This window comes from Agrobacterium sp. NPDC090273 (assembly GCF_044772305.1).
Taxonomy (GTDB): Bacteria; Pseudomonadota; Alphaproteobacteria; order Rhizobiales; family Rhizobiaceae; genus Agrobacterium.
In genome coordinates this window covers 275,960-294,749 of the sequence record NZ_JBIVYN010000006.1, presented here as the reverse complement: position 1 = coordinate 294,749, position 18,790 = coordinate 275,960, and the positions used below count along the sequence as shown (strand labels likewise).

16 protein-coding genes and 1 riboswitch are annotated in these 18,790 nt (G+C 55.9%); of the genes, 13 read left to right on the top strand and 3 right to left on the bottom strand.

What is annotated here, in order from left to right; genetic code table 11:
* Window positions 1–72: 72 nt before the first annotated feature.
* Window positions 73–1,374 (top strand): efflux RND transporter periplasmic adaptor subunit, encoded by a 1,302-nt coding sequence (locus tag ACIQT8_RS17805; protein ID WP_400967786.1) that lies wholly within the window; start codon window positions 73–75, stop codon window positions 1,372–1,374.
* Entirely contained in the window at window positions 1,371–4,511 is a 3,141-nt protein-coding gene (locus ACIQT8_RS17800; RefSeq protein ID WP_400967783.1) for an efflux RND transporter permease subunit, read from the top strand. The genes ACIQT8_RS17805 and ACIQT8_RS17800 overlap by 4 nt, the downstream gene beginning before the upstream one ends.
* A gap of 42 nt (window positions 4,512–4,553) precedes the next feature.
* Here ACIQT8_RS17800 and ACIQT8_RS17795 read toward each other — a convergent pair whose 3' ends face one another.
* From ACIQT8_RS17795 to ACIQT8_RS17785, 3 genes are read right to left on the bottom strand one after another with little or no spacing between them, the layout of a single operon-like run.
* Window positions 4,554–5,078, bottom strand: a complete 525-nt coding sequence (locus tag ACIQT8_RS17795) for a flavin reductase family protein (RefSeq protein WP_262528372.1) — start codon at window positions 5,076–5,078, stop codon at window positions 4,554–4,556.
* A complete protein-coding gene (locus tag ACIQT8_RS17790) occupies window positions 5,078–5,971 on the bottom strand; it encodes an aldo/keto reductase family oxidoreductase (RefSeq protein WP_400967780.1) in 894 nt (297 codons plus the stop codon). The genes ACIQT8_RS17795 and ACIQT8_RS17790 overlap by 1 nt, the downstream gene beginning before the upstream one ends.
* Entirely contained in the window at window positions 5,971–7,128 is a 1,158-nt protein-coding gene (locus tag ACIQT8_RS17785; protein WP_400967777.1) for an LLM class flavin-dependent oxidoreductase, read from the bottom strand. Before ACIQT8_RS17785 ends, ACIQT8_RS17790 begins: the two co-directional genes overlap by 1 nt.
* Window positions 7,129–7,229: 101 nt before the next feature.
* Between ACIQT8_RS17785 and ACIQT8_RS17780 the strand changes: the two genes are divergently transcribed.
* The 11 genes from ACIQT8_RS17780 to thiD all read left to right on the top strand — a co-directional run bounded on the left by ACIQT8_RS17780 (window position 7,230) and on the right by thiD (window position 18,759).
* On the top strand, window positions 7,230–7,934 hold the full coding sequence (locus tag ACIQT8_RS17780) for a GntR family transcriptional regulator (RefSeq protein ID WP_400967774.1): 705 nt from the start codon (window positions 7,230–7,232) through the stop codon (window positions 7,932–7,934).
* A 323-nt stretch (window positions 7,935–8,257) separates the two neighbouring features.
* Window positions 8,258–9,334: an ABC transporter ATP-binding protein gene (locus tag ACIQT8_RS17775; protein ID WP_400967771.1), complete on the top strand. Its 1,077-nt coding sequence runs from the start codon at window positions 8,258–8,260 to the stop codon at window positions 9,332–9,334.
* 52 nt (window positions 9,335–9,386) lie between these two features.
* A complete protein-coding gene (locus ACIQT8_RS17770; protein ID WP_400967768.1) occupies window positions 9,387–10,622 on the top strand; it encodes an extracellular solute-binding protein in 1,236 nt (411 codons plus the stop codon).
* Window positions 10,623–10,801: 179 nt separating this feature from the next.
* A complete protein-coding gene (locus tag ACIQT8_RS17765) occupies window positions 10,802–11,713 on the top strand; it encodes a carbohydrate ABC transporter permease (RefSeq protein WP_178340675.1) in 912 nt (303 codons plus the stop codon).
* A gap of 5 nt (window positions 11,714–11,718) precedes the next feature.
* Window positions 11,719–12,573 (top strand): carbohydrate ABC transporter permease, encoded by an 855-nt coding sequence (locus ACIQT8_RS17760; RefSeq protein ID WP_400967766.1) that lies wholly within the window; start codon window positions 11,719–11,721, stop codon window positions 12,571–12,573.
* A 3-nt stretch (window positions 12,574–12,576) separates the two neighbouring features.
* Complete coding sequence (locus ACIQT8_RS17755; protein WP_400967763.1) at window positions 12,577–14,568, top strand: alpha-glucosidase; 1,992 nt, start codon at window positions 12,577–12,579, stop codon at window positions 14,566–14,568.
* Window positions 14,569–14,604: 36 nt separating this feature from the next.
* A riboswitch (TPP riboswitch) is annotated at window positions 14,605–14,707 on the top strand.
* Window positions 14,708–14,837: 130 nt separating this feature from the next.
* Window positions 14,838–15,623 (top strand): ABC transporter permease, encoded by a 786-nt coding sequence (locus tag ACIQT8_RS17750; protein ID WP_400967760.1) that lies wholly within the window; start codon window positions 14,838–14,840, stop codon window positions 15,621–15,623.
* Window positions 15,620–16,564, top strand: coding sequence for an ABC transporter substrate-binding protein (locus ACIQT8_RS17745; protein WP_400967757.1), 945 nt, complete (start codon window positions 15,620–15,622; stop codon window positions 16,562–16,564). The genes ACIQT8_RS17750 and ACIQT8_RS17745 overlap by 4 nt, the downstream gene beginning before the upstream one ends.
* A gap of 11 nt (window positions 16,565–16,575) precedes the next feature.
* Window positions 16,576–17,316: a hydroxyethylthiazole kinase gene (locus ACIQT8_RS17740; RefSeq protein WP_400968066.1), complete on the top strand. Its 741-nt coding sequence runs from the start codon at window positions 16,576–16,578 to the stop codon at window positions 17,314–17,316.
* Entirely contained in the window at window positions 17,303–17,965 is a 663-nt protein-coding gene (thiE, locus tag ACIQT8_RS17735) for a thiamine phosphate synthase (protein WP_400967754.1), read from the top strand. Before ACIQT8_RS17740 ends, thiE begins: the two co-directional genes overlap by 14 nt.
* A complete protein-coding gene (gene thiD, locus ACIQT8_RS17730) occupies window positions 17,962–18,759 on the top strand; it encodes a bifunctional hydroxymethylpyrimidine kinase/phosphomethylpyrimidine kinase (RefSeq protein WP_400967751.1) in 798 nt (265 codons plus the stop codon). The genes thiE and thiD overlap by 4 nt, the downstream gene beginning before the upstream one ends.
* Window positions 18,760–18,790 lie beyond the last annotated feature (31 nt).

The window sequence follows — 18,790 nt, the reverse complement described above, 5'->3', positions numbered from 1 at the left end:
CAACAAAGCCGACACAAAGGCTTGCCGCGCATGTTCGGGAAGCATGACCTGCTGATTTAGCGGAATTGCCAGATGAAACGTTTCTGGACCACTGTTTGCGTCGTTGCTGTTGTGGCAACAGGCGCATGGACCTACAGGGATCGGTTACCTCTTGACGAGATCCCCTACCTCAAGAATTTTGCCAAACCAGCCTCTCACCAACAGGCATCTGATACGGATCACACCGTTACTGGAACAAATCAGCAGACGGCAACGACGGAACAGGGACGCCAGCAAGGCGGTCAAAGGCAGGGCGCAGGCCGCCGCAACGGCGGTCCGCCGACCGTCAGCACCATCGCAGCCGGCAAAGACACACTGCCGATGGACGTGTCAGCAACAGGCTGGGCGGTGGCCGCAGACATAACCAACATTGCGCCGCTTCAGGCAGGATTGGTAACGCAGATTTCTGCGAATGATGGGCAGCACATCAAGGCAGGTGATCTCGTCCTTAAAATGGATGATCGCATCGCGAGCGCAGCAGTCGAAAAAGACAAGGCGAATATCGCAGCCGACCAGGCGACACTTGAACAGACGGAGGCAGCATTCCAACGCGCCGCCAACCTCGTCAAACAAAGCGCGGAATCACAGCAGGCCCTCGACCAGGCTCGGGCAGCGCGTGACTCGGCGAACGCCAAGATTGATGCTGATCGCGCTACACTTGCCGCCGATCAGGTGTCCCTTGAGCACATGGAAATTCGCGCACCTTTCGACGGAAGGCTCGGCGATATCAGTGTCAGTCCGGGAGCCTATCTAAGTGCCGGGGTCAGCGTTGTGACAATCACCAAATACGATCCCATCTCGGTGAGCTACCGGCTATCGCAGCGTTATCTTCCAGAACTTAGGGAAGGTCTTCAGAAGGATACGGTCGTCGATGTTGATCCTGTAGCAACCGGCGGCGAAGCGATGCACGGAACTCTGCGCTTCTATGACAACACGGTCGACCAGACATCAGGCACAGTTCTCGCCAAGGCCGAATTCAAGAACGATCGCGCTCTTTTGTGGCCCGGCCAGTCTGTGAACGTTACCACCCACTTCACGTCAAACCAGGAGATGATCGTCTTGCCGACGGTCGCGGTGCGCCCGGGACCGAAAGGTGATTTCGTCTATACAGTTGACGAAAGCCATCATGTTCACATGAACGAAGTGAAGGTAGCCCGCTCGAACGCTGACCTCACCGCAATCGCAAGCGGCCTTGACGGTGGCGAACATGTCATCGTCGAAGGCCAGTCAGAATTGACAGACGGGCAATTCGTCAATGAGCAGTTCTCTGGCAAGGCGGGTGATCACAACACGCTTGCCGACAACCTCTCCCGGAAAACGGCTGGTGACCAATGATACCCAGCTTTTGCATCAATCGCCCTGTCGCGACGACCTTGCTTGCCATCGGGCTCATTCTGGCCGGCCTTGCCGGTTTCCGACTTCTGCCTGTTGCGGCACTGCCTAAGGTCGATTTTCCGACAATCAGTGTTTCGTCATCGTTGACCGGTGCGTCGCCGCAGACGATGGCAACGTCGGTGACAACACCTTTGGTCAAGCAGTTCGAGACCATTCCGGGCGTGAGTGAAATCAGCGCAACCAATACACTTGGCAACAGTTCCATCGTGCTGCAGTTCGATCTGAACCGCGACATTGATGCTGCCGCGGCCGACGTTCAGGCAGCCATTTCTCGCGCGCAACGGCAATTGCCGAGCAACATGACAACGACGCCGAGTTACCGCAAAACGAACCCTGCGGATGCTCCAGTTTTGTTGTTGGCAGTCAACAGTAAGGAGATGCCGACGAGCAAGGTGGACGAGATCGCCGAAGATATCATCTCGCCACTTCTGTCCACAATTTCGGGTGTCGCGCAGGTTTCAATCTACGGCGCACAAACCTACGCGGTGCGCGTTGGGCTCGACCCAGCAGAGCTCCAGGCGCGTGGGCTTGGTGTGGATACGGTGACGACGGCAATCGCACAGGCAAACAATCAGGCCCCGGTCGGAGCATTGCAAAACGATGCTCAGCGCCTGACGATACAGGCAGACACACAGCGCACCGACGCCGACGCCTTCCGTTCACTGGTAATTGCAACTCATAATGACGCTCCAATACATCTTGGCGACGTCGCAAAAGTAACAGACAGCATCGCCAACACCGACGCAGGAAGCTGGTTCGACGGCGAGCAGGCCATCATTCTCGCCGTGCAACGCCAACCGGATGCCAACACGGTAGACGTTGTGGACGCGATCAAAGCGAAGCTCCCCTCGCTTCGTCAACAATTACCACCGTCCGTCAATATCAACGTGATGAACGACGCCTCGACTGCGATCAAAGACGCCATTTCGGACGTTCAATTCACGCTCTTCCTGACCATCGGCCTTGTCGTGGCCGTCATTTATCTTTTCACCGGCCATCTGACTGCGACAATCATTCCAGGCCTCGCCGTACCATTGTCGTTGATTACCGCTTTTGGGGCCATGTATGTCCTCGGCTACAGTATCGACAACATCTCTCTGCTCGGGTTGACATTATCGGTAGGTCTCGTCGTGGATGATGCGATCGTCATGCTCGAAAATATCCTGCGCCTCCATGAAGAGGGTTTACCTATGCGTGAGGCAGCGCTGCAGGGCGCCGCCGAGGTGAGCGGCACAATCCTTTCCATGTCCGTCTCTCTTGTTGCCGTCTTCATCCCCATCCTCCTCATGGGTGGCGTTATCGGCCGATTGTTCAACGAGTTCGGCATGGTCGTCACTCTCGCGATCATGGCATCCGCACTCGTCTCACTGACTGTGACACCGATGCTGGCCTCCCGACTTTCTGGCCATTCATCCAAGCCACCAGCTATCATCCGGTGGTTCGACCAGGGATTTGAACGCACCTTAGGTCTTTACAGCAAAGCCGTTGACTGGTGCCTGTCTCACCGCGTGGTCGTCCTTTCTTCTTTTCTGGCTTCAATCGCCGCCTCAGCCCTACTGTTTCAAACCCTGCCCTCAAGTTTCTTCCCCCAAGAAGATATCGGGCGTCTCTCAGTCTCGACACAGGGACGCGAAGACATTTCCTATAGTGCAATGCGTGATCTGCAGGCACAGGTCGCAGATGCGATCCGCAAGAATCCTGCTGTCGTGCATGTGACCTCAATTGTCGGCGGTAACTCACGCAATCCGCTGAACAACGGCTCGATGTTCGTCGAACTGAAACCGAAGGAGGAGCGCGCACCTCTGTCACAGATACTTGCCGAACTTGGTCAAGCAACTTCCAAGATTGCCGGTATCCGGACCTACATCAACCCGCAGCAAAGTCTGCGTTTTGGCGGCCGCAGTTCAGCCAGCCAGTACCAGTTGGTAGTACAAGGGCTGAACGCGGATACCACGAACGAGTGGTCAGGCAAGCTCATGGAAGCGATGCGCCGCGACCACACATTCACAGCCGTAACATCGGACGCCCAGAATGGCGCTATCGCGGCAACAATCATGGTCGACCCGGAAAAGGCCGCCGCATTCGGCATTACCAATGACCAGTTGCGCAAGACCCTTGAAATGTCCTTCGGCGGCTACACAGCCGCACAGATCCAATCGACCGGCGACAGCTACGATGTGATCGTTGAATTCGACAGTTCCAAACCTTGGAATGACGATTTCCTGAGCGACATAAACATTTTTTCCACAAAATCGGGAGCGCTGGTTCCGCTTTCCAATTTCGCGATGTTGACCCGAACTCAAGCGCCGGTGACCATCAACCAAACAGGCCAGCTCGTTTCCACCACAATCTCGTTTAACCTGCCGGACGGTACAGCACTGTCTGACGCGACCAAGCGTATCGATGAGATCAAGGCAACCATTGGACTGCCGCAGGACGTGTTCACCAGTTACGGCGGAACAGCCGCAATTTTTCAGCAAAGCCAAGGCAATACCGGGATACTTATCCTTGCTGCGGTTCTAACGATCTATGTCGTTCTCGGAGTGCTCTACGAAAGCTTCATTCACCCACTGACCATCTTGTCGGGCTTACCGGCAGCGGCATTTGGCGCGTTGATAGCGCTGAAGGTCATGGGGATGGACTTCTCGATCATCGCATTGATTGGGCTACTGATGCTGATCGGCATTGTGAAGAAGAATGCGATCATGATGATCGATGTTGCCGTTGAACTGATGCGCAACAAAGGTGAACCGGCGCCCCGTGCAATCCACGAAGCCTGTGTAAGGCGTTTCCGGCCGATCATGATGACAACGTTTTGTGCCCTGCTCGGAGCGTTGCCTATCGCGCTGGGGTCAGGCGCAAGCTCTGAATTGCGCCAGCCGCTCGGGATTGCAGTCGTCGGCGGACTTATCGTCTCACAACTGCTGACACTCTTTATCACACCTGTGATTTTCGTGGAGATGGACCGCTTTGGCGGATTCCTGAAGCGGAAGTTTTCCAGGAAGAAAGCACAAGAGCAGCATGCTGCGCCTGAAAAACAGGATCTTCCCGAGCGACCGGAAACGGTCGCCGCCTGACCCAGGGGTCAAGAAAGCGGCGGCCGTGGGCAATGCCCAATATTACTGCTTCGAAAACCGGCCGAAGGTACCACCGGAGAAACACAACGGGTCGCCATCTCGATGTGCGGCTCGCAGCACCTCGCCAATGATGATCGTGTGGTCACCCGCATCATGCGCCACCGAGCGACGGCACTCGAACCGAGCAAGCGTGCCCGGTATGACTGGCACACCTTCCTCATTCGTTTCCCACGCCAGATCATCGAAAGCCCGACCGCTTTTGACGAAGCGCATGGAGAGTGCATCCTGATCGGCGCTAAGCACATGGATGGCGAAATGCGTCGCGTCGTTGAAGGCGGTATGGCGCGACGAACTCTTGGCTGGCGACCAGAGGACCAAAGGCGGATCGAGGGACACGGACGCAAAGCTGTTTACGGTGATGCCAATCGGTCCGTCGGCAGTTGTGGCAGTCACAACTGTAACACCCGTCGTGAATGCGCCAAGCGCATTGCGGAAACTGCGACTATTTTCACCACCTGGAACAAAAACATGTTCGTTGGGCATGCTGACTGCTTCAACCATTGTCATCACGGCACCTCACGTCCGGTTGCAAGTGTGTAGAGTTCAAACCACGTTTGACGATCGAGCGTTACGCGCGTTGCGTCAGATGCTGCAGCAATTCGCGCCAGATTGTTGGTTCCCAGCACCGGTATGATCCTGGCCGGGTGACGTAGAAGCCATGCAACGGCGACTGCAGTGGCATCGACACCCTGCTCATTGCCAATCCGTTCCAAAGCGGCAAGCAGCCCTCCCCGATCGGCACTGAAGAGTGAACCTCCGCCAAGCGGCGACCACGCCATCGGGAAAACCCGCTTTTCCTGCACGAAGGCGAGATCACCATTGGTGAAGGCTTCCGTAGCAACGAGGCTCAACTCAATCTGATTCGTTACCAAGCGATTACTCATTGCCGATTGCAGCAACGAAAAGTCAAAGGGACGGAAGTTCGAAACTCCAACGGCTCTCACCTTGCCGCTGGCAACGAGTGCATCAAGCGCTTTGCCTGTTTCTTCCGGATCGATCAAAGGATCTGGCCGGTGGATGAGGAGGAGATCGACGTGATCTGTTCCCATGTCCTTTAGCGATGCATCAACGGAGGCGTTGATGTGACCGGCCGTCGTGTCATAGTGCTTCACGCGAGCTGCGGTGTGACGACCGACGGGAGCTACAATTCCACATTTCGTGACGATCTCGATCTTATCGCGCAGCGAAGGTGATGCCTTCAATCCGGCGCCAAGGATCGCTTCGGCGGTATAGCCGCCGTAAATGTCGGCCTGATCCATGGTCGTAATGCCTTGAGCAAGGCAAGCTTCGATCTTGGCCTGAACATGGGCCGGAGAGGTATCCGCATCATCACCGATGCGCCACATGCCATAAACGATGCGGCTGAGTTCAAGTGTTTCAGAAAGAGCGATGCGTTCCATCAGTGGCGTTCCCCGTTGCCGAGCGGCGTGGCAGGCGTTTCAGTGGGCACCCGGCCATAGGCATGAGGCAGGGAGCAGGTTTTCATTTGCGGGAGAACCTTGGTGCCGAAATGTTCGGCTTCGTCAAGATGCGGATAACCGGAAAGGATGAAGGCTCGGATACCCATCTTCTGGTAGTCCTCCAGCGCCGAGAGCACCTGATCGGTGGATCCTACGAGTGCAGCACCGCAACCGGAACGGGCGCGTCCGATGCCAGTCCACAGATTGGGTTCGACGTAACCAAACTTGTCTGCAAGTTCGCGGGCGCGCGCCTGATGCGAGACACCGAGCGATCCGCTGTCGTGTGCGCGATTGCGAATAAGCTGCCCGTACTCGTCATCGAGTTTGGAGACGAGGTGATCGGCGTATTCCCGCGCTTCCTTTTCGGTGTCACGTACGACCATGTGGACACGAAGCCCGTAGTCCAAAGTACGCCCGTGCGCGGCAGCGTGCGCATTGGCAGCGCGCATGCGATCGGCTAGCTGGTCCATCGTTTCCGGCCACATCAGATACACATCACATTGCGCGCCGCAAAGCTCCAGAGCATCAGGCGAATAACCGCCGAAATAGAGAAGCGGACCACCATTCTGCTGATAGGGTCGCGCCGGATCAGTCGATATCCCCTTGAACTGGTAGATCTCGCCATCGTGATCAATCGTATCGCGCGTCCAGGCCTGTCGCAGGATTTGTACAACCTCGTGGCTGCGTTTGTAGCGATAGGCGCTATCGGCCACTTCACCAGGGAAATCTGAGCTGATTACGTTGAGCGTCAGCCGGCCCTTCAGCATGTGATCGAGTGTCGCGACAGTACGCGCCAGCATGATAGGCTGCATCTCACCGCAACGGATCGCGGCAAGAAAATTGATACGATCACTGATCGGGGCACAGCCCGCGACAAAACTCAAAGTGTCCTGCCCAACCTGATAGGATGAAGGGCAAAGGATATTGCGAAATCCGAGTTCCTCCGCCTTTTTGACGATGTCCGAGCAATGCTCCCAGCTCGACCGCAGGCTGCCATCCGGTACGCCGAGATAGGCATAGTCATCGGAGCACAGCGCCGAGAACCAGGAGACCTCGGCAGCGTCGATGTCAGCGGATGTTACGGGTACGACGGTCATTCATTTCCTCCTCAATGCCGCTCTCGTTTTTCTTGCATAACATCAAGAAATATGTAAATCAATGATGTATCAATTTTTGTTTGGCGGGAGGCTTAGCGAACATGAAGAACACGGGTGGAAGTCTGCCGATGTATCTGCAGATTGCAGAAATGCTGGTGAGAGAGGTCGCGGCGGGCCGGTTGATTGATGGCGAAAAGCTTGCTCCGGAACGGGACATGGCGGCCGATTTGGGTATTGCGGTTGGCACGTTGCGTAAATCACTCGCCGAACTCCAGGAACGCGGTTTGCTGGAGCGCATTCAAGGTTCCGGCAATTACATCCGCGCTGTCAGCGATCCCCAGAGCGTCTATGCGTTTTTCCGACTGGAACTGATCAATGGCGGCGGCTTGCCTACGGCTGAAGTTCTGGACGTGCAGAGACTTGCAAAACCCGCTGATCTTCCGGATTTCGGCACCTCAAGCGAAGGTCATCGGATCAGGCGCCTGCGCCGCATTTCTGGAAAACCGGCAGCAATCGAGGAAATCTGGCTGGACGGCTCATATGTTGACCAGATCACTCTCGATAACCTTTCGGAGTCACTCTACCTCTATTACCGCACACGGCTGAACCTCTGGATCTCGAAGGCCGAGGATCGGATCGATCTCGGCAAGACGCCGGACTGGACACCGGGAATTTTCGGCCAAAACGCCGGCTCTCTCGTGCCACGTGTCCTGCGCCTCAGCCAGGCACAGAACGGAACAGTCGCCGAAGTTTCATGGACATGGTTTGACCATAGCGTTGCGCGTTACGTGTCCCGTATGCGCTGAATTCAGCAGCACAGAGCAATATAGAAATTTGACTGGCGGCAAGGGAAGGAGCGCCCCCAATGCGACATAATTTCGGGATATATTTCTATAATTCAACTACTTGTAGGCTTTTGATTTCTGTCAGAAATAAAATTGATACACTATTGATTTCCTATTAACGAACGGTAATATCACTAGCCAAGGGAGATTGGCGTTTCGCCGCCCCACGGCATCATCCCGGCGACGGGTCAGATTCCGACCGGGAACGATGCGCCGTTATTGGAGGCTTGAATTGACCGCAGCGTCGTCGTGACGTCGGACATTCAGGTCATGAGGAGGAAAGCATGGCTTCGGTCAGCCTGCGAAAGCTGGACAAGAGTTACGGCGCGCTGCGCATCGTAAAAGGTATCGACCTCGAAATTGCCGACGGCGAATTTGTGGTATTCGTCGGCCCGTCCGGCTGTGGGAAATCAACGACATTGCGCATGGTCGCTGGCCTCGAGGGCATCACCGGCGGTGACGTTCTGATCGGCGACCGGGTCGTGAACAAACTGCCGCCACGTGAGCGAGACATCGCCATGGTATTTCAGGACTATGCGCTCTACCCGCACAAAACAGTCCGCGAGAACATGGGTTTCAGCCTCAAAGTACGTGGCGTAAACGCATCGCAGGCCAATGCCAGCATTGACGAGGCTGCAAAGATGCTCGGGATCGAGCACCTTCTCGATCGTCGACCAGGGCAACTTTCCGGCGGCCAGCGTCAACGTGTGGCCATGGGTCGCGCGATCGTAAGGCGCCCACAGGTGTTCCTGTTTGACGAGCCGCTATCCAACCTTGATGCCAAGCTTCGCGGACAGGTCCGAACCGAAATCAAGCGACTGCACCAGCAACTCGGCACGACGATCATCTATGTCACCCACGACCAGGTTGAGGCGATGACATTGGCCGATCGCATCGTCATTTTGCGGGGCGGCGATATCGAGCAGGTTGGCACGCCGGACGAAGTTTACAACAATCCGCAAAGTGTGTTTGTCGGCGGTTTCGTCGGCGCCCCTGCAATGAACTTTGCAAGAGCCAAGGTTACCGGTGACACCCTGTCCTTCAGTGACGGAAATCGGCTACCCTTGGCAGCTGTCCGCAAGACGCGTGAAACAGCACTTGAGGGTCGCGATGTCATCGTGGGCATCCGTCCTGAGCACTTTGGGCCGGCGGAGGCATTTCCCAGCCAGCTTTCAGTCATCGTACAGGTGGTTGAACCGCTCGGTTCAGACACACTGGTCCATTTCACCCTCGGCGATGCCGCACTGACGGCAAGAATGCCGCCACAGGAGCGGCCCGTACCCGGGCAAATCATGAATATAGGTGTAGACCCCTCCAAGGTGCATCTCTTCGACGCGCAGACGGAACGGTCGATCCATTAATACTGATACGGCTGTGTCCGTAGTCGCAAGAATATCAAAACGGGAGGAAAACATGAAATTCAAAGCTTTGACGGGAGCAGCACTTTGCGCTGGCCTATTTGCCTTCACAGGGCAGGCCCTGGCGGATACGCAGCTCAAGATTTTCGTCTCCAGCCAGCACCAGCCCGACGTGTGGCGCAAGGCGCTTGACCAATACGAGGCAAAAACGCCAGGCGTTAAGGTAACCATCGAGACGGGTGGCAACACCTCTGAAGCGCAGGCACAGTACCTGAACACCATCATGTCGGCGAAGGACACAAGCCTTGACGTCTTGATGTTGGACGTCATCCGTCCGGCGCAATTTGCAGCTGCGGGCTGGACCAGCGATTTTTCCGGCAAGGATATGTCATCCTATCTGCCGACCTACGCGGAAGCCAATACGGTTGACGGCAAGATCGTCGCCCTTCCTGCTTTTGCAGACGCGATGTTCCTTTATTACCGCAAGGATCTTCTCGACAAATACGGCATTCAGCCGCCCACCACATGGGACGAACTGAAAGATGCTGCCAAGAAGGTGATGGAGGGCGAAAAGAACCCCGACCTGCAGGGTCTGTCCTTCCAGGGAAAAGCGATCGAAGGCGCAGTCTGCACTTTCCTCCTTCCCTACTGGAGCGAAGGAAAGTCTCTTGTTGAAAACGGCAAGCTGAACTTCGACAGCAATGCGGCAACCGCTTCGCTCAAGCTCTGGAAGAGCTTCGTGGATGAAGGAGTTGCCAAGAAAAACATTTCCGAAGTTGCAACCGATGATACCCGCAAGGAATTCCAGGCCGGAAAAGCGCTCTTCGCAGTAAACTGGTCTTACGCCTGGAACCATTTCCAGGGCAAGGAATCAGCTGTTACCGGCAATGTTGGTGTTGCGCGCCTTCCCGCCGTCAAGGGCGGCGAGCAGGCGACATGCCTCGGCGGCTGGGAATTCGGCGTTTCGGCGTATTCCGAACATCAGGACGAAGCCAAGAAACTGGTCGAATACCTGTCAGGCGAGGACGTCTCCAAATTCATGGCAATCAATGCAGCACTTTTGCCGACCTATGCCTCGCTCTACAAGGATGGTGAAGTAACCAAGACCATTCCTTGGTTCGCCGATGCGCTGCCGGTTGTCGAAACAGCGAAGGCCCGTCCCGTAACACCGCGTTACAATGAAGTCAGTGAAACGATCCGCACCACTGTCAACGGCGTGCTCGCGGGCGTCATGACGCCGGAAGATGGCGCCAAACAGATGGAAAGCCGTCTCAGACGCGTTCTTCGCTGATAAAAACCCGGCCGGAAAGCGCGCGATGACAAACCGCATCTTTCCGGCCCACTTTCTCAATCAGACAACCGCCCGACAGACGCGGTAAAACGGACCAGACGTCATGTCGGTCCGATCGGGAGACGACTGACGTGAATCCAGTTGCAGGAGTGGCAGACGTGACGATGCCGGAAAGAACCATGGTCAGGATCGACGAGAAAAAGCCACCCCGCTGGGTCCGATTGCTCGATCTCGGCGATGGTCCTCTCGCGGTGATGCTTCTGGCTCCAGCAGCAATCCTTTTGACGCTCATCATTGTCTATCCTGTAGGGCGACTGGTCTACACGAGCTTCTTCAGCCTTTCTCTGACCTCAGGTTTGCCTGCGGAATTCATCGGCTTTGAAAACTATGTGGCGATGTTCGATGATCCGGTATTTTGGGAAACCACCTGGAACACGGTCTTGATCACGCTGATTACCGTGCCGGGGGCGCTTTTCGTTGGTCTCGGGTTGGCGCTGCTTGCCAACCTGCCCTTCACGATGCAGTGGCCCATGCGGCTGTCGCTGCTCATTCCATGGGCGCTGCCACTATCATTCGCCGGTCTGATTTTTGCGTGGTTCTTCCATTATGAATATGGCGTCGTCAACGATGTCCTGAACCGGCTGGGTTTTGAAGGCGTTATCTGGTTCAATTCGCCTAACTGGGCGTTTGCTGCAATTTGCCTGACGATCATCTGGAAAACATCATCCTTCATGGCACTGATGATCCTGGCCGGCCTGCAAACCATCCCCAAGTCGCTCTATGAGGCAGCAGATGTTGATGGCGCGGGTAAAGTCAGACAATTCTTCGAAATCACCCTGCCCCTTCTGAAGCCTTCCATCGTCGTGGCTCTTATCTTCCGTACCATCACGGCGCTTCAGACATTCGATATTCCGTTCATGATGACGGGTGGCGGTCCAGGGACCTCAACCACGACATTGGCCATGTACATCCACCAGAACACGGTATCGTTCCTTGATCTCGGTTACGGTTCGGCGCTTGCGGTGATGATGTTCGCGCTGTCGATGTGTGTGACGGCCGTCTATCTGCGCATTATCCGGGCCAAGGAGTAATTATCATGAGCACAGTCGCCGCCTCCAGCCTCACCTCGTTCTTTTCCGGCAAGCCGCTACGTTTTATTGCCGCCTCCATCCTTCTGGTAAACGGCCTGTTTCCTGCGATATGGATTCTGTTCACATCGCTCAAGACAGAGGCAGAACTCACGGCAAAACCGATCACCTGGCTCCCCCATGTGCCGACGCTTGCCAACTACATGCAGGCATTCTCCGACCAACCGCTGCACCTGTTTCTCTTCAACAGTTTCATGGTAGCGTTGCTTTCAACTGCATTGACTATCCTGATTTCGGTATTGGCGGCCTATGCCTTGGCGCGCCTCAACCTGAAATACCGGGCATTGATCCTTTCGCTTATCATCGCAGTATCGACATTCCCTCTGGTCACACTGCTTGTGCCACTGTTTGAAATCATGCGCACGCTCAACCTGCTTAACAGCTGGACGGCACTCATATTGCCTTACACGGTGCTTTCGCTTCCAGTGTGTACACTGATGCTGGTTTCATTCTTCGAGAGTATTCCGCGCGACCTCGAAAATGCCGCCATGATCGACGGGTGCACCCGCATCGGCGCATTGTTCAAGGTGGTCGTACCGCTCTGTGCACCTGGCGTTTTCACGGCCGGCATTCTTGCCTTCGTCAACGCCTGGGATGAATTTCTCCTGGCACTTTCATTCAACTCGAACCCGGCTCTTCGCACCCTTCCGGTGGGCATTCAGCTCTACCAGGGCGAGTTCGCTTTCCCCTGGCCTGTCATTTCGGCAGCACTGGTGGTCGGCATTGTGCCTGTCGCAATTCTGATCGTCATTTTCCAGGAGCGGGTTGTTTCCGGGCTCACTGCAGGCGGTCTAAAAGGTTAAGTCATGTTACTTGAAAAGACTGATGAAGGCTTCACGCTGTCGATCGACGGACGCGTGGTCCTGACCCATACCCCAAAAGAACCAGCCTTCTTTGCCGGTTTCGGTCAGGAGCGGATGGATATGTATCGCGGCAACTTCGATATCGAAGACTATGTCGTCGAACGTTCGCCGCTTCATCACGCTAATGTCGATCGCAATACGATCTCGCTGGCGTCGGCGGAGGGACAGCCGCCGCGATTGCAATTGACGCTGGATGGCAACACCCTTCGCTTTACGGCACTTGACGAAAGCATCAATCGCCTCTGGCTGCGGACCGTTGCAGAGACTGACGAGCATGTGTGGGGTGGTGGCGAGCAAATGTCCTACTTCGACATGCGTGGCCGGCGTTTTCCGCTCTGGACCTCCGAACCGGGCGTCGGTCGCGACAAGACGACAGAGATCACATTCAAGTCTGACGTCAGTGGCAAGGCAGGGGGTGACTATTACAACACCAATTACCCCCAACCGACCTACCTCTCGTCTCGCAGATACGCCCTCCACATAGAGACCAGCGCATATTCCGCCTTCGATTTCCGGAGCGATGATTTTCACGAGCTGGAGATCTGGGCAATTCCGGAAAAGATCGAGTTTTTCTCAGCCGATAGCTTTGCCGATATCGTCTCGATGCTCTCTTCGCGTTTCGGTCGCCAGCCCGAACTGCCGGAATGGGTTTATAACGGCGCGATCATTGGCTTGAAGGACGGCGTGAATTCCCTTGCGCGGCTGGAAAAAATCATGGCTGCCGGCACCAAGGTTTCCGGCCTATGGTGCGAGGATTGGGTTGGCCTTCGTCAGACGTCGTTCGGTGCGCGCCTGTTCTGGGACTGGCAGGCCAATGAGACACGCTATCCGCATCTGCGCCAGAAGATCGCCGAACTTGCCGATCAAGGCATTCGTTTCCTCGGCTACGTCAACCCCTACCTTTGCGTTGATGGCCCACTGTTTCCGATTGCTGAAAAAGCCGGTTACTTCGCAACCGACAAGGACGGAAAGACTGCACTGGTCGATTTTGGTGAGTTCGACTGCGGCGTTGTCGATTTCACCAATGCGGATGCAGCAATCTGGTTTGCCGAAGAAATCATCGGCAAGAATATGCTCGACTTCGGTCTGTCCGGCTGGATGGCGGATTTCGGCGAATACCTGCCGATCGACATTCACCTGGCCAACGGCGTGGATGCAAAACTGATGCATAATGCCTGGCCAACTCTCTGGGCCGAGGTTAATGCCAGAGCTGTTGAAAGTCGCGGCAAGACCGGTGAGACACTGTTTTTTATGCGAGCAGGCTTCACCGGGGTTCAGGCACACTGCCCGCTTCTGTGGGGCGGAGATCAATCGGTCGATTTTTCTCGACACGATGGCCTTGTCACGGTCATGTCAGGGGCGCTTTCCTCCGGCCTGCTTGGCAACGCCTATCACCATTCCGACATTGGTGGCTACACCAGTCTGTTCGGCAATGTGAGGACACCGGAGCTGATCATGCGCTGGGCGGAAATGGCTGCTTTTACGTCCGTCATGAGAACCCATGAAGGCAACAGACCCCGTGACAACATTCAAATTGACCAGGACGATGAGGTCCTGGAGCACTTTGCAAGGATGACGGCGATCTACGTTGCACTTGCACCGTATTTGAAATCCCTTTCGTCGGAGGCAGCACAGACCGGCCTGCCAGTTCAGCGTCCGCTTTTCCTGCACTTTGAGAGCGATCGACAAACCTATGCCATCCAGGACAGCTATCTCTATGGTGCAGACCTGCTCGTCGCTCCGGTATGGAAAGCAGGTGAAAATGTCCGATCTCTATACCTGCCAGGCAATATTGACTGGGTGCACCTTTGGAGCGGTGAGCGTTATGCGGGCGGCCAGAATGTCACAGTAGATGCCCCACTCGGCACGCCAGCAGTTTTCTATCGCGCCGGAAGTGCATTCAGCTCGATTTTCAAAGCCGTACAAACGATCTGAGCCGTTGACAGAAAGCTAAAAAAGCGACAGTTTCCGACCCATTCCGAGGGGAGCACCGAACGGTGCTGAGATGGCGATGAGCCGGACCCTTGAACCTGATCCGGGTCATACCGGCGTAGGAACGGAAACTGTCGCCTTACAATGGGACACTCTTTCTCTTCTCCGCTCTGCCTGGGTCTCCGTGATTGTCATGTCTGGAGATCGATTGATGATGTTGCATTACCGTTTGCTTGTCACGCGACACCTTAGATCCGTTTGCCGCTAGTCACATGCGAGCCGCTCATGCGTTGCACGGCGTGCTGATCCTGCTGATTGTATGGCAGGCAGGCACATGGCTGTTTTCGCCTCCCCGCTACATATTGCCGACGCCATTCGACGTCTTGAGCGTTTTCATTCGCCAGTCCGGCTTCCTATTCAGTCAGGCCGGGGTGACCTTGGCGGAGATGGCTATTGGCCTTGCATTGGGCATTGCCAGCGGGATTGCCGTGGCATTCTTCATCGCCGCCATGCCACGTTTGGGACGCCTTGTGTGGCCAATGGTGATTGTCCTTCAAGCGTTTCCGGTATTCGTCCTTGCTCCGATCCTTGTCCTCTGGTTCGGCTTCGGCATGGCCTCGAAGGTTGCCATGACCGCAATGATCATCTTCTTTCCTGTCGCATCCGCATTCAGCGATGGTCTCAGCAGAACCGATCGCGACATCCTGGATGCTGCCTCCCTGACCCAGGCAAGCGATTGGCAGATCCTCACCATGTTGAGGGTACCCTTGGCTTTTCCATCGCTCGTTTCCGGGTTGGGCGTTGCTGCGCCACTTGCTCCGCTTGGCGCGATCATCGGCGAGTGGGTCGGAGCGTCGTCTGGCCTTGGCTTCGTTATGATCCAGTCAAACGCCCGGATGCAAACAGACGTCATGTTTGCCGCGATGGCAATTCTGGCAGTGATTGCGGTGCTGCTTCGTCTGATTGTCGACCAAGCCACCAAGGGCTTCGCTCCCTGGGCGCACGAAGTCAAAAAACCTATTTATTCTAGAAACTTGCGGAGGAAATCCGAACCATGAAAAGAATTTTTTTGCCCCTCCTTTTTGCCGCAGCAAGTTTGCTTGTGCCGGCCCAGTCGCAAGCGGCTGACAAGCTGACGGTTCTCCTTGAGTGGTTCGTAAATCCCGATCACGCTCCAATGGTAATCGCGACGGAACGCGGACTATTTGCAGATGCAGGGCTTGAGGTTGAGCTGATCCCGCCTGCCGACCCGTCTGCCGTACCGCGTCTCGTTTCGGCAAAACAAGCCGATATCGGTGTTCATTACCAACCGAACCTTTATCTCGATCATGACGCAGGGCTGCCCATTGTCCGCTTTGGAACGCTCGTCGAAACACCGCTGAACACGATCACGGTGCTGGCCGATGGGCCGATCAAGAGCCTGAAGGATCTGAAGGGCAAAAAGGTCGGCTTCTCGGTCTCTGGCTTCGAAGATGCTATGCTGAAGCGCATGCTAGAGAAAGACGGACTGAAAAAAGACGACGTTGAACTCATTAATGTGAATTTCTCGCTCTCCCCGTCCCTGATTGCTGGCAAGGTCGACGCCACGCTCGGCGGTTTCCGCAACTTCGAGCTGACCCAGATGAAGCTTGAGGGCCATGAGGGCCGTTCGTTTTTCCCGGAGGAACACGGTGTTCCAGCTTACGACGAACTGATCTTCGTCGCACACCGTGACACCGCCTCAGATGGCCGCCTGCCACGTTTCCTCGACGCAGTTGAGCAGGCTTCCATCTTCATCACCAACCACCCGCAAGAATCGTGGCAACTTTTCATCAAGGCCTATCCGAACCTTGATGACGAACTGAACAAGTCCGCATTTTTCGATACATTGCCGCGTTTTGCCAAACGCCCGGCCGCGCTCGACACCAAACGTTACGCCAAATTTGGCGCATTCATGCAGGAGATGCAGCTGATCAAAAAGGCACCTGCAGTCAGTGACATCGCAGTGGAACTGGAATGATGACGACATCCGTGGCAGAAACAATACCGACAGCCGCGAAAGCGGCCGAGGTTCTCGAAACCGTCAGGCGGATGCGCCCCCGTGTGCATTGCCTGATGAATACGGTGGTTCAGAAATTCACGGCGGATGGCATCACAGTCGTCGGCGGAATTCCATCGATGACCACGTCGCTCGAGGAGATCGAGAGCTTCGTTATCAAGGCGGATGCCTTAACGATCAATCTCGGTACTCTCGATGCGGAGCGCCGTAAAGTTATCAGACTGGCCGTCGATATAGCCAATGCTGAAGGAAAGCCGTGGATCATCGATCCCGTTCATTGCGACTACTCCCCCTCCAGATTGGCCTTCGCCCACGAACTGATTGCACTCGGGCCGACCATCGTGCGTGGCAATCACGCCGAAATGAGCCTTATCGGCGATCTACCTGGCGTAGTCAGCATCGAAACTGGGCCAGTCGACCGCCTGAGAACCAAAGATCGGGCCGTAAAGATCGTAAACGGCCACCCATGGATGGCAAAGGTGACCGGAACCGGCTGCCTTTCCGGTGGCGTCATCGCTGCATTCATGGCGGTTGAAAAAGATCCGCTCGCCGCAGCCACCGCAGCCCTTAGCGTGACGGGCGTTTCCGCTGAGCTTGCAGCACAATATTCCAATGGGCCGGGCAGTTTTGAGCCGGCATTTCTGGACGCGCTTTCAGCTCTTTCCGGCAACGACATTCTAACGCACGCGAGGATCGAACATGACCCAAGTTGATTACCGCCTTAACGCGCTGGTCGACGCCAGTCTTTCTGACATTGCCCCGCTATCGGAACTTGCCCTTTGTGCAGCGCTCAACGGCGCAACCATCCTGCAATATCGCGATAAAACCAGTTCCACCCGTGCCATGATCGAAAATGCACAGGCGATCCGCCAAGCGATTATTGGCACGGGTGTTCCCCTGGTTATCAACGATCGCGTGGATGTAGCGCTCGCCTCGGGAGCAGACGGTGTACACCTTGGTGTTGACGACATGGGCGCAAAGACTGCACGACAAATTCTAGGTCGTAGCGCCATCATCGGTCTCACGGTCAAGAACATGGCGGATGCGGTTCGGGCTGCTGCTATGCCGGCCGACTACGCTTGCATTGGAGGCGTTTTTGAAACCGTCTCGAAGGTCAATCCCGATGTGCCCGTCGGCATTGAGGGGCTCTCGACACTCCGAGCCTATTTGCGCGAGCAAAGGCCGGACATGCCTGTAGGCGCAATTGCGGGCATTGATCTTGGACGCGTTCCAGCCGTAATTGCCGCAGGCGCCGACGGCGTCGCGGTCATATCGGCGATATTCCGCGCCACCGACATCTCCAAGGCTGCCGGTGACTTCCGTGCCCTGATCGACAAGTCGCTGAAAGAGAGGGCGTCATGACAGCCATTGCCTTGACAATTGCAGGCTCAGACAGCGGTGGCGGCGCTGGTATTCAGGCTGATATCAAAACCTTCTCGGCGCTCGGTGTCTATGCCGCCAGTGTCATCACTGCAATCACAGCCCAGAATACGAAGGGCGTAACGGCCGTCGAGGATATATCCGTCAGCACCATCAGCGCGCAAATGGATGCGGTCTTTTCGGATCTGAAGGTCAATGCGGTCAAGATCGGCATGGTATCGCGCACTGAAACCATCGAAGCGATCGCCGCACGGCTTCGCGTCCAGCACCAGCCCGTGGTGCTCGATCCTGTGATGGTGGCAACCTCAGGTGACAGGCTGCTGCACCAGGATGCAATTCAAAAGCTTCGCCAGCAACTGTTGCCAATCGCCACCATTGTCACACCGAACCTGCCAGAAGCCGCCCTTTTGACAGGAAGGCCGCTCGCCGCGTCAAAACATGAGATCATCGAGCAGGCTGAAGCCATATTGAAGGTTGGTGCAAAAGCCGTCCTCATCAAGGGAGGACACAGCACCGGCGAGGAAAGCACGGACTATCTTTTCACCGATGGAGCGATGCACGCCCTCTCAGCAGCACGTCTTGAAACGAAAAACGACCACGGCACCGGTTGCACACTCGCTGCTGCAATCACCGCGTATCTGGCGCTAGGTCATCAGTTGCACGACGCAGTCGGCCTGGCGAAAGACTATCTGCACGGCGCGCTTGAAGCCGGACGAGATCTTGCTGTTGGGCAAGGACGAGGTCCGGTGCATCACTTCTATCGCATGTGGAGGTGAAACGGGATCGTCGAGCCGCTCCGGCCTCCGA

What these genes read in the sequence shown, in the direction of transcription:
- ACIQT8_RS17805 (WP_400967786.1), top strand. Translation starts at nt 73, where the DNA reads ATGAAACGTTTCTGGACCACTGTTTGCGTCGTTGCTGTTGTGGCAACA.
- ACIQT8_RS17800 (WP_400967783.1), top strand. Translation starts at nt 1,371, where the DNA reads ATGATACCCAGCTTTTGCATCAATCGCCCTGTCGCGACGACCTTGCTT.
- ACIQT8_RS17795 (WP_262528372.1), bottom strand. Translation starts at nt 5,078, where the DNA reads ATGACAATGGTTGAAGCAGTCAGCATGCCCAACGAACATGTTTTTGTT.
- ACIQT8_RS17790 (WP_400967780.1), bottom strand. Translation starts at nt 5,971, where the DNA reads ATGGAACGCATCGCTCTTTCTGAAACACTTGAACTCAGCCGCATCGTT.
- ACIQT8_RS17785 (WP_400967777.1), bottom strand. Translation starts at nt 7,128, where the DNA reads ATGACCGTCGTACCCGTAACATCCGCTGACATCGACGCTGCCGAGGTC.
- ACIQT8_RS17780 (WP_400967774.1), top strand. Translation starts at nt 7,230, where the DNA reads ATGAAGAACACGGGTGGAAGTCTGCCGATGTATCTGCAGATTGCAGAA.
- ACIQT8_RS17775 (WP_400967771.1), top strand. Translation starts at nt 8,258, where the DNA reads ATGGCTTCGGTCAGCCTGCGAAAGCTGGACAAGAGTTACGGCGCGCTG.
- ACIQT8_RS17770 (WP_400967768.1), top strand. Translation starts at nt 9,387, where the DNA reads ATGAAATTCAAAGCTTTGACGGGAGCAGCACTTTGCGCTGGCCTATTT.
- ACIQT8_RS17765 (WP_178340675.1), top strand. Translation starts at nt 10,802, where the DNA reads ATGGTCAGGATCGACGAGAAAAAGCCACCCCGCTGGGTCCGATTGCTC.
- ACIQT8_RS17760 (WP_400967766.1), top strand. Translation starts at nt 11,719, where the DNA reads ATGAGCACAGTCGCCGCCTCCAGCCTCACCTCGTTCTTTTCCGGCAAG.
- ACIQT8_RS17755 (WP_400967763.1), top strand. Translation starts at nt 12,577, where the DNA reads ATGTTACTTGAAAAGACTGATGAAGGCTTCACGCTGTCGATCGACGGA.
- ACIQT8_RS17750 (WP_400967760.1), top strand. Translation starts at nt 14,838, where the DNA reads ATGCGAGCCGCTCATGCGTTGCACGGCGTGCTGATCCTGCTGATTGTA.
- ACIQT8_RS17745 (WP_400967757.1), top strand. Translation starts at nt 15,620, where the DNA reads ATGAAAAGAATTTTTTTGCCCCTCCTTTTTGCCGCAGCAAGTTTGCTT.
- thiE (WP_400967754.1), top strand. Translation starts at nt 17,303, where the DNA reads ATGACCCAAGTTGATTACCGCCTTAACGCGCTGGTCGACGCCAGTCTT.
- thiD (WP_400967751.1), top strand. Translation starts at nt 17,962, where the DNA reads ATGACAGCCATTGCCTTGACAATTGCAGGCTCAGACAGCGGTGGCGGC.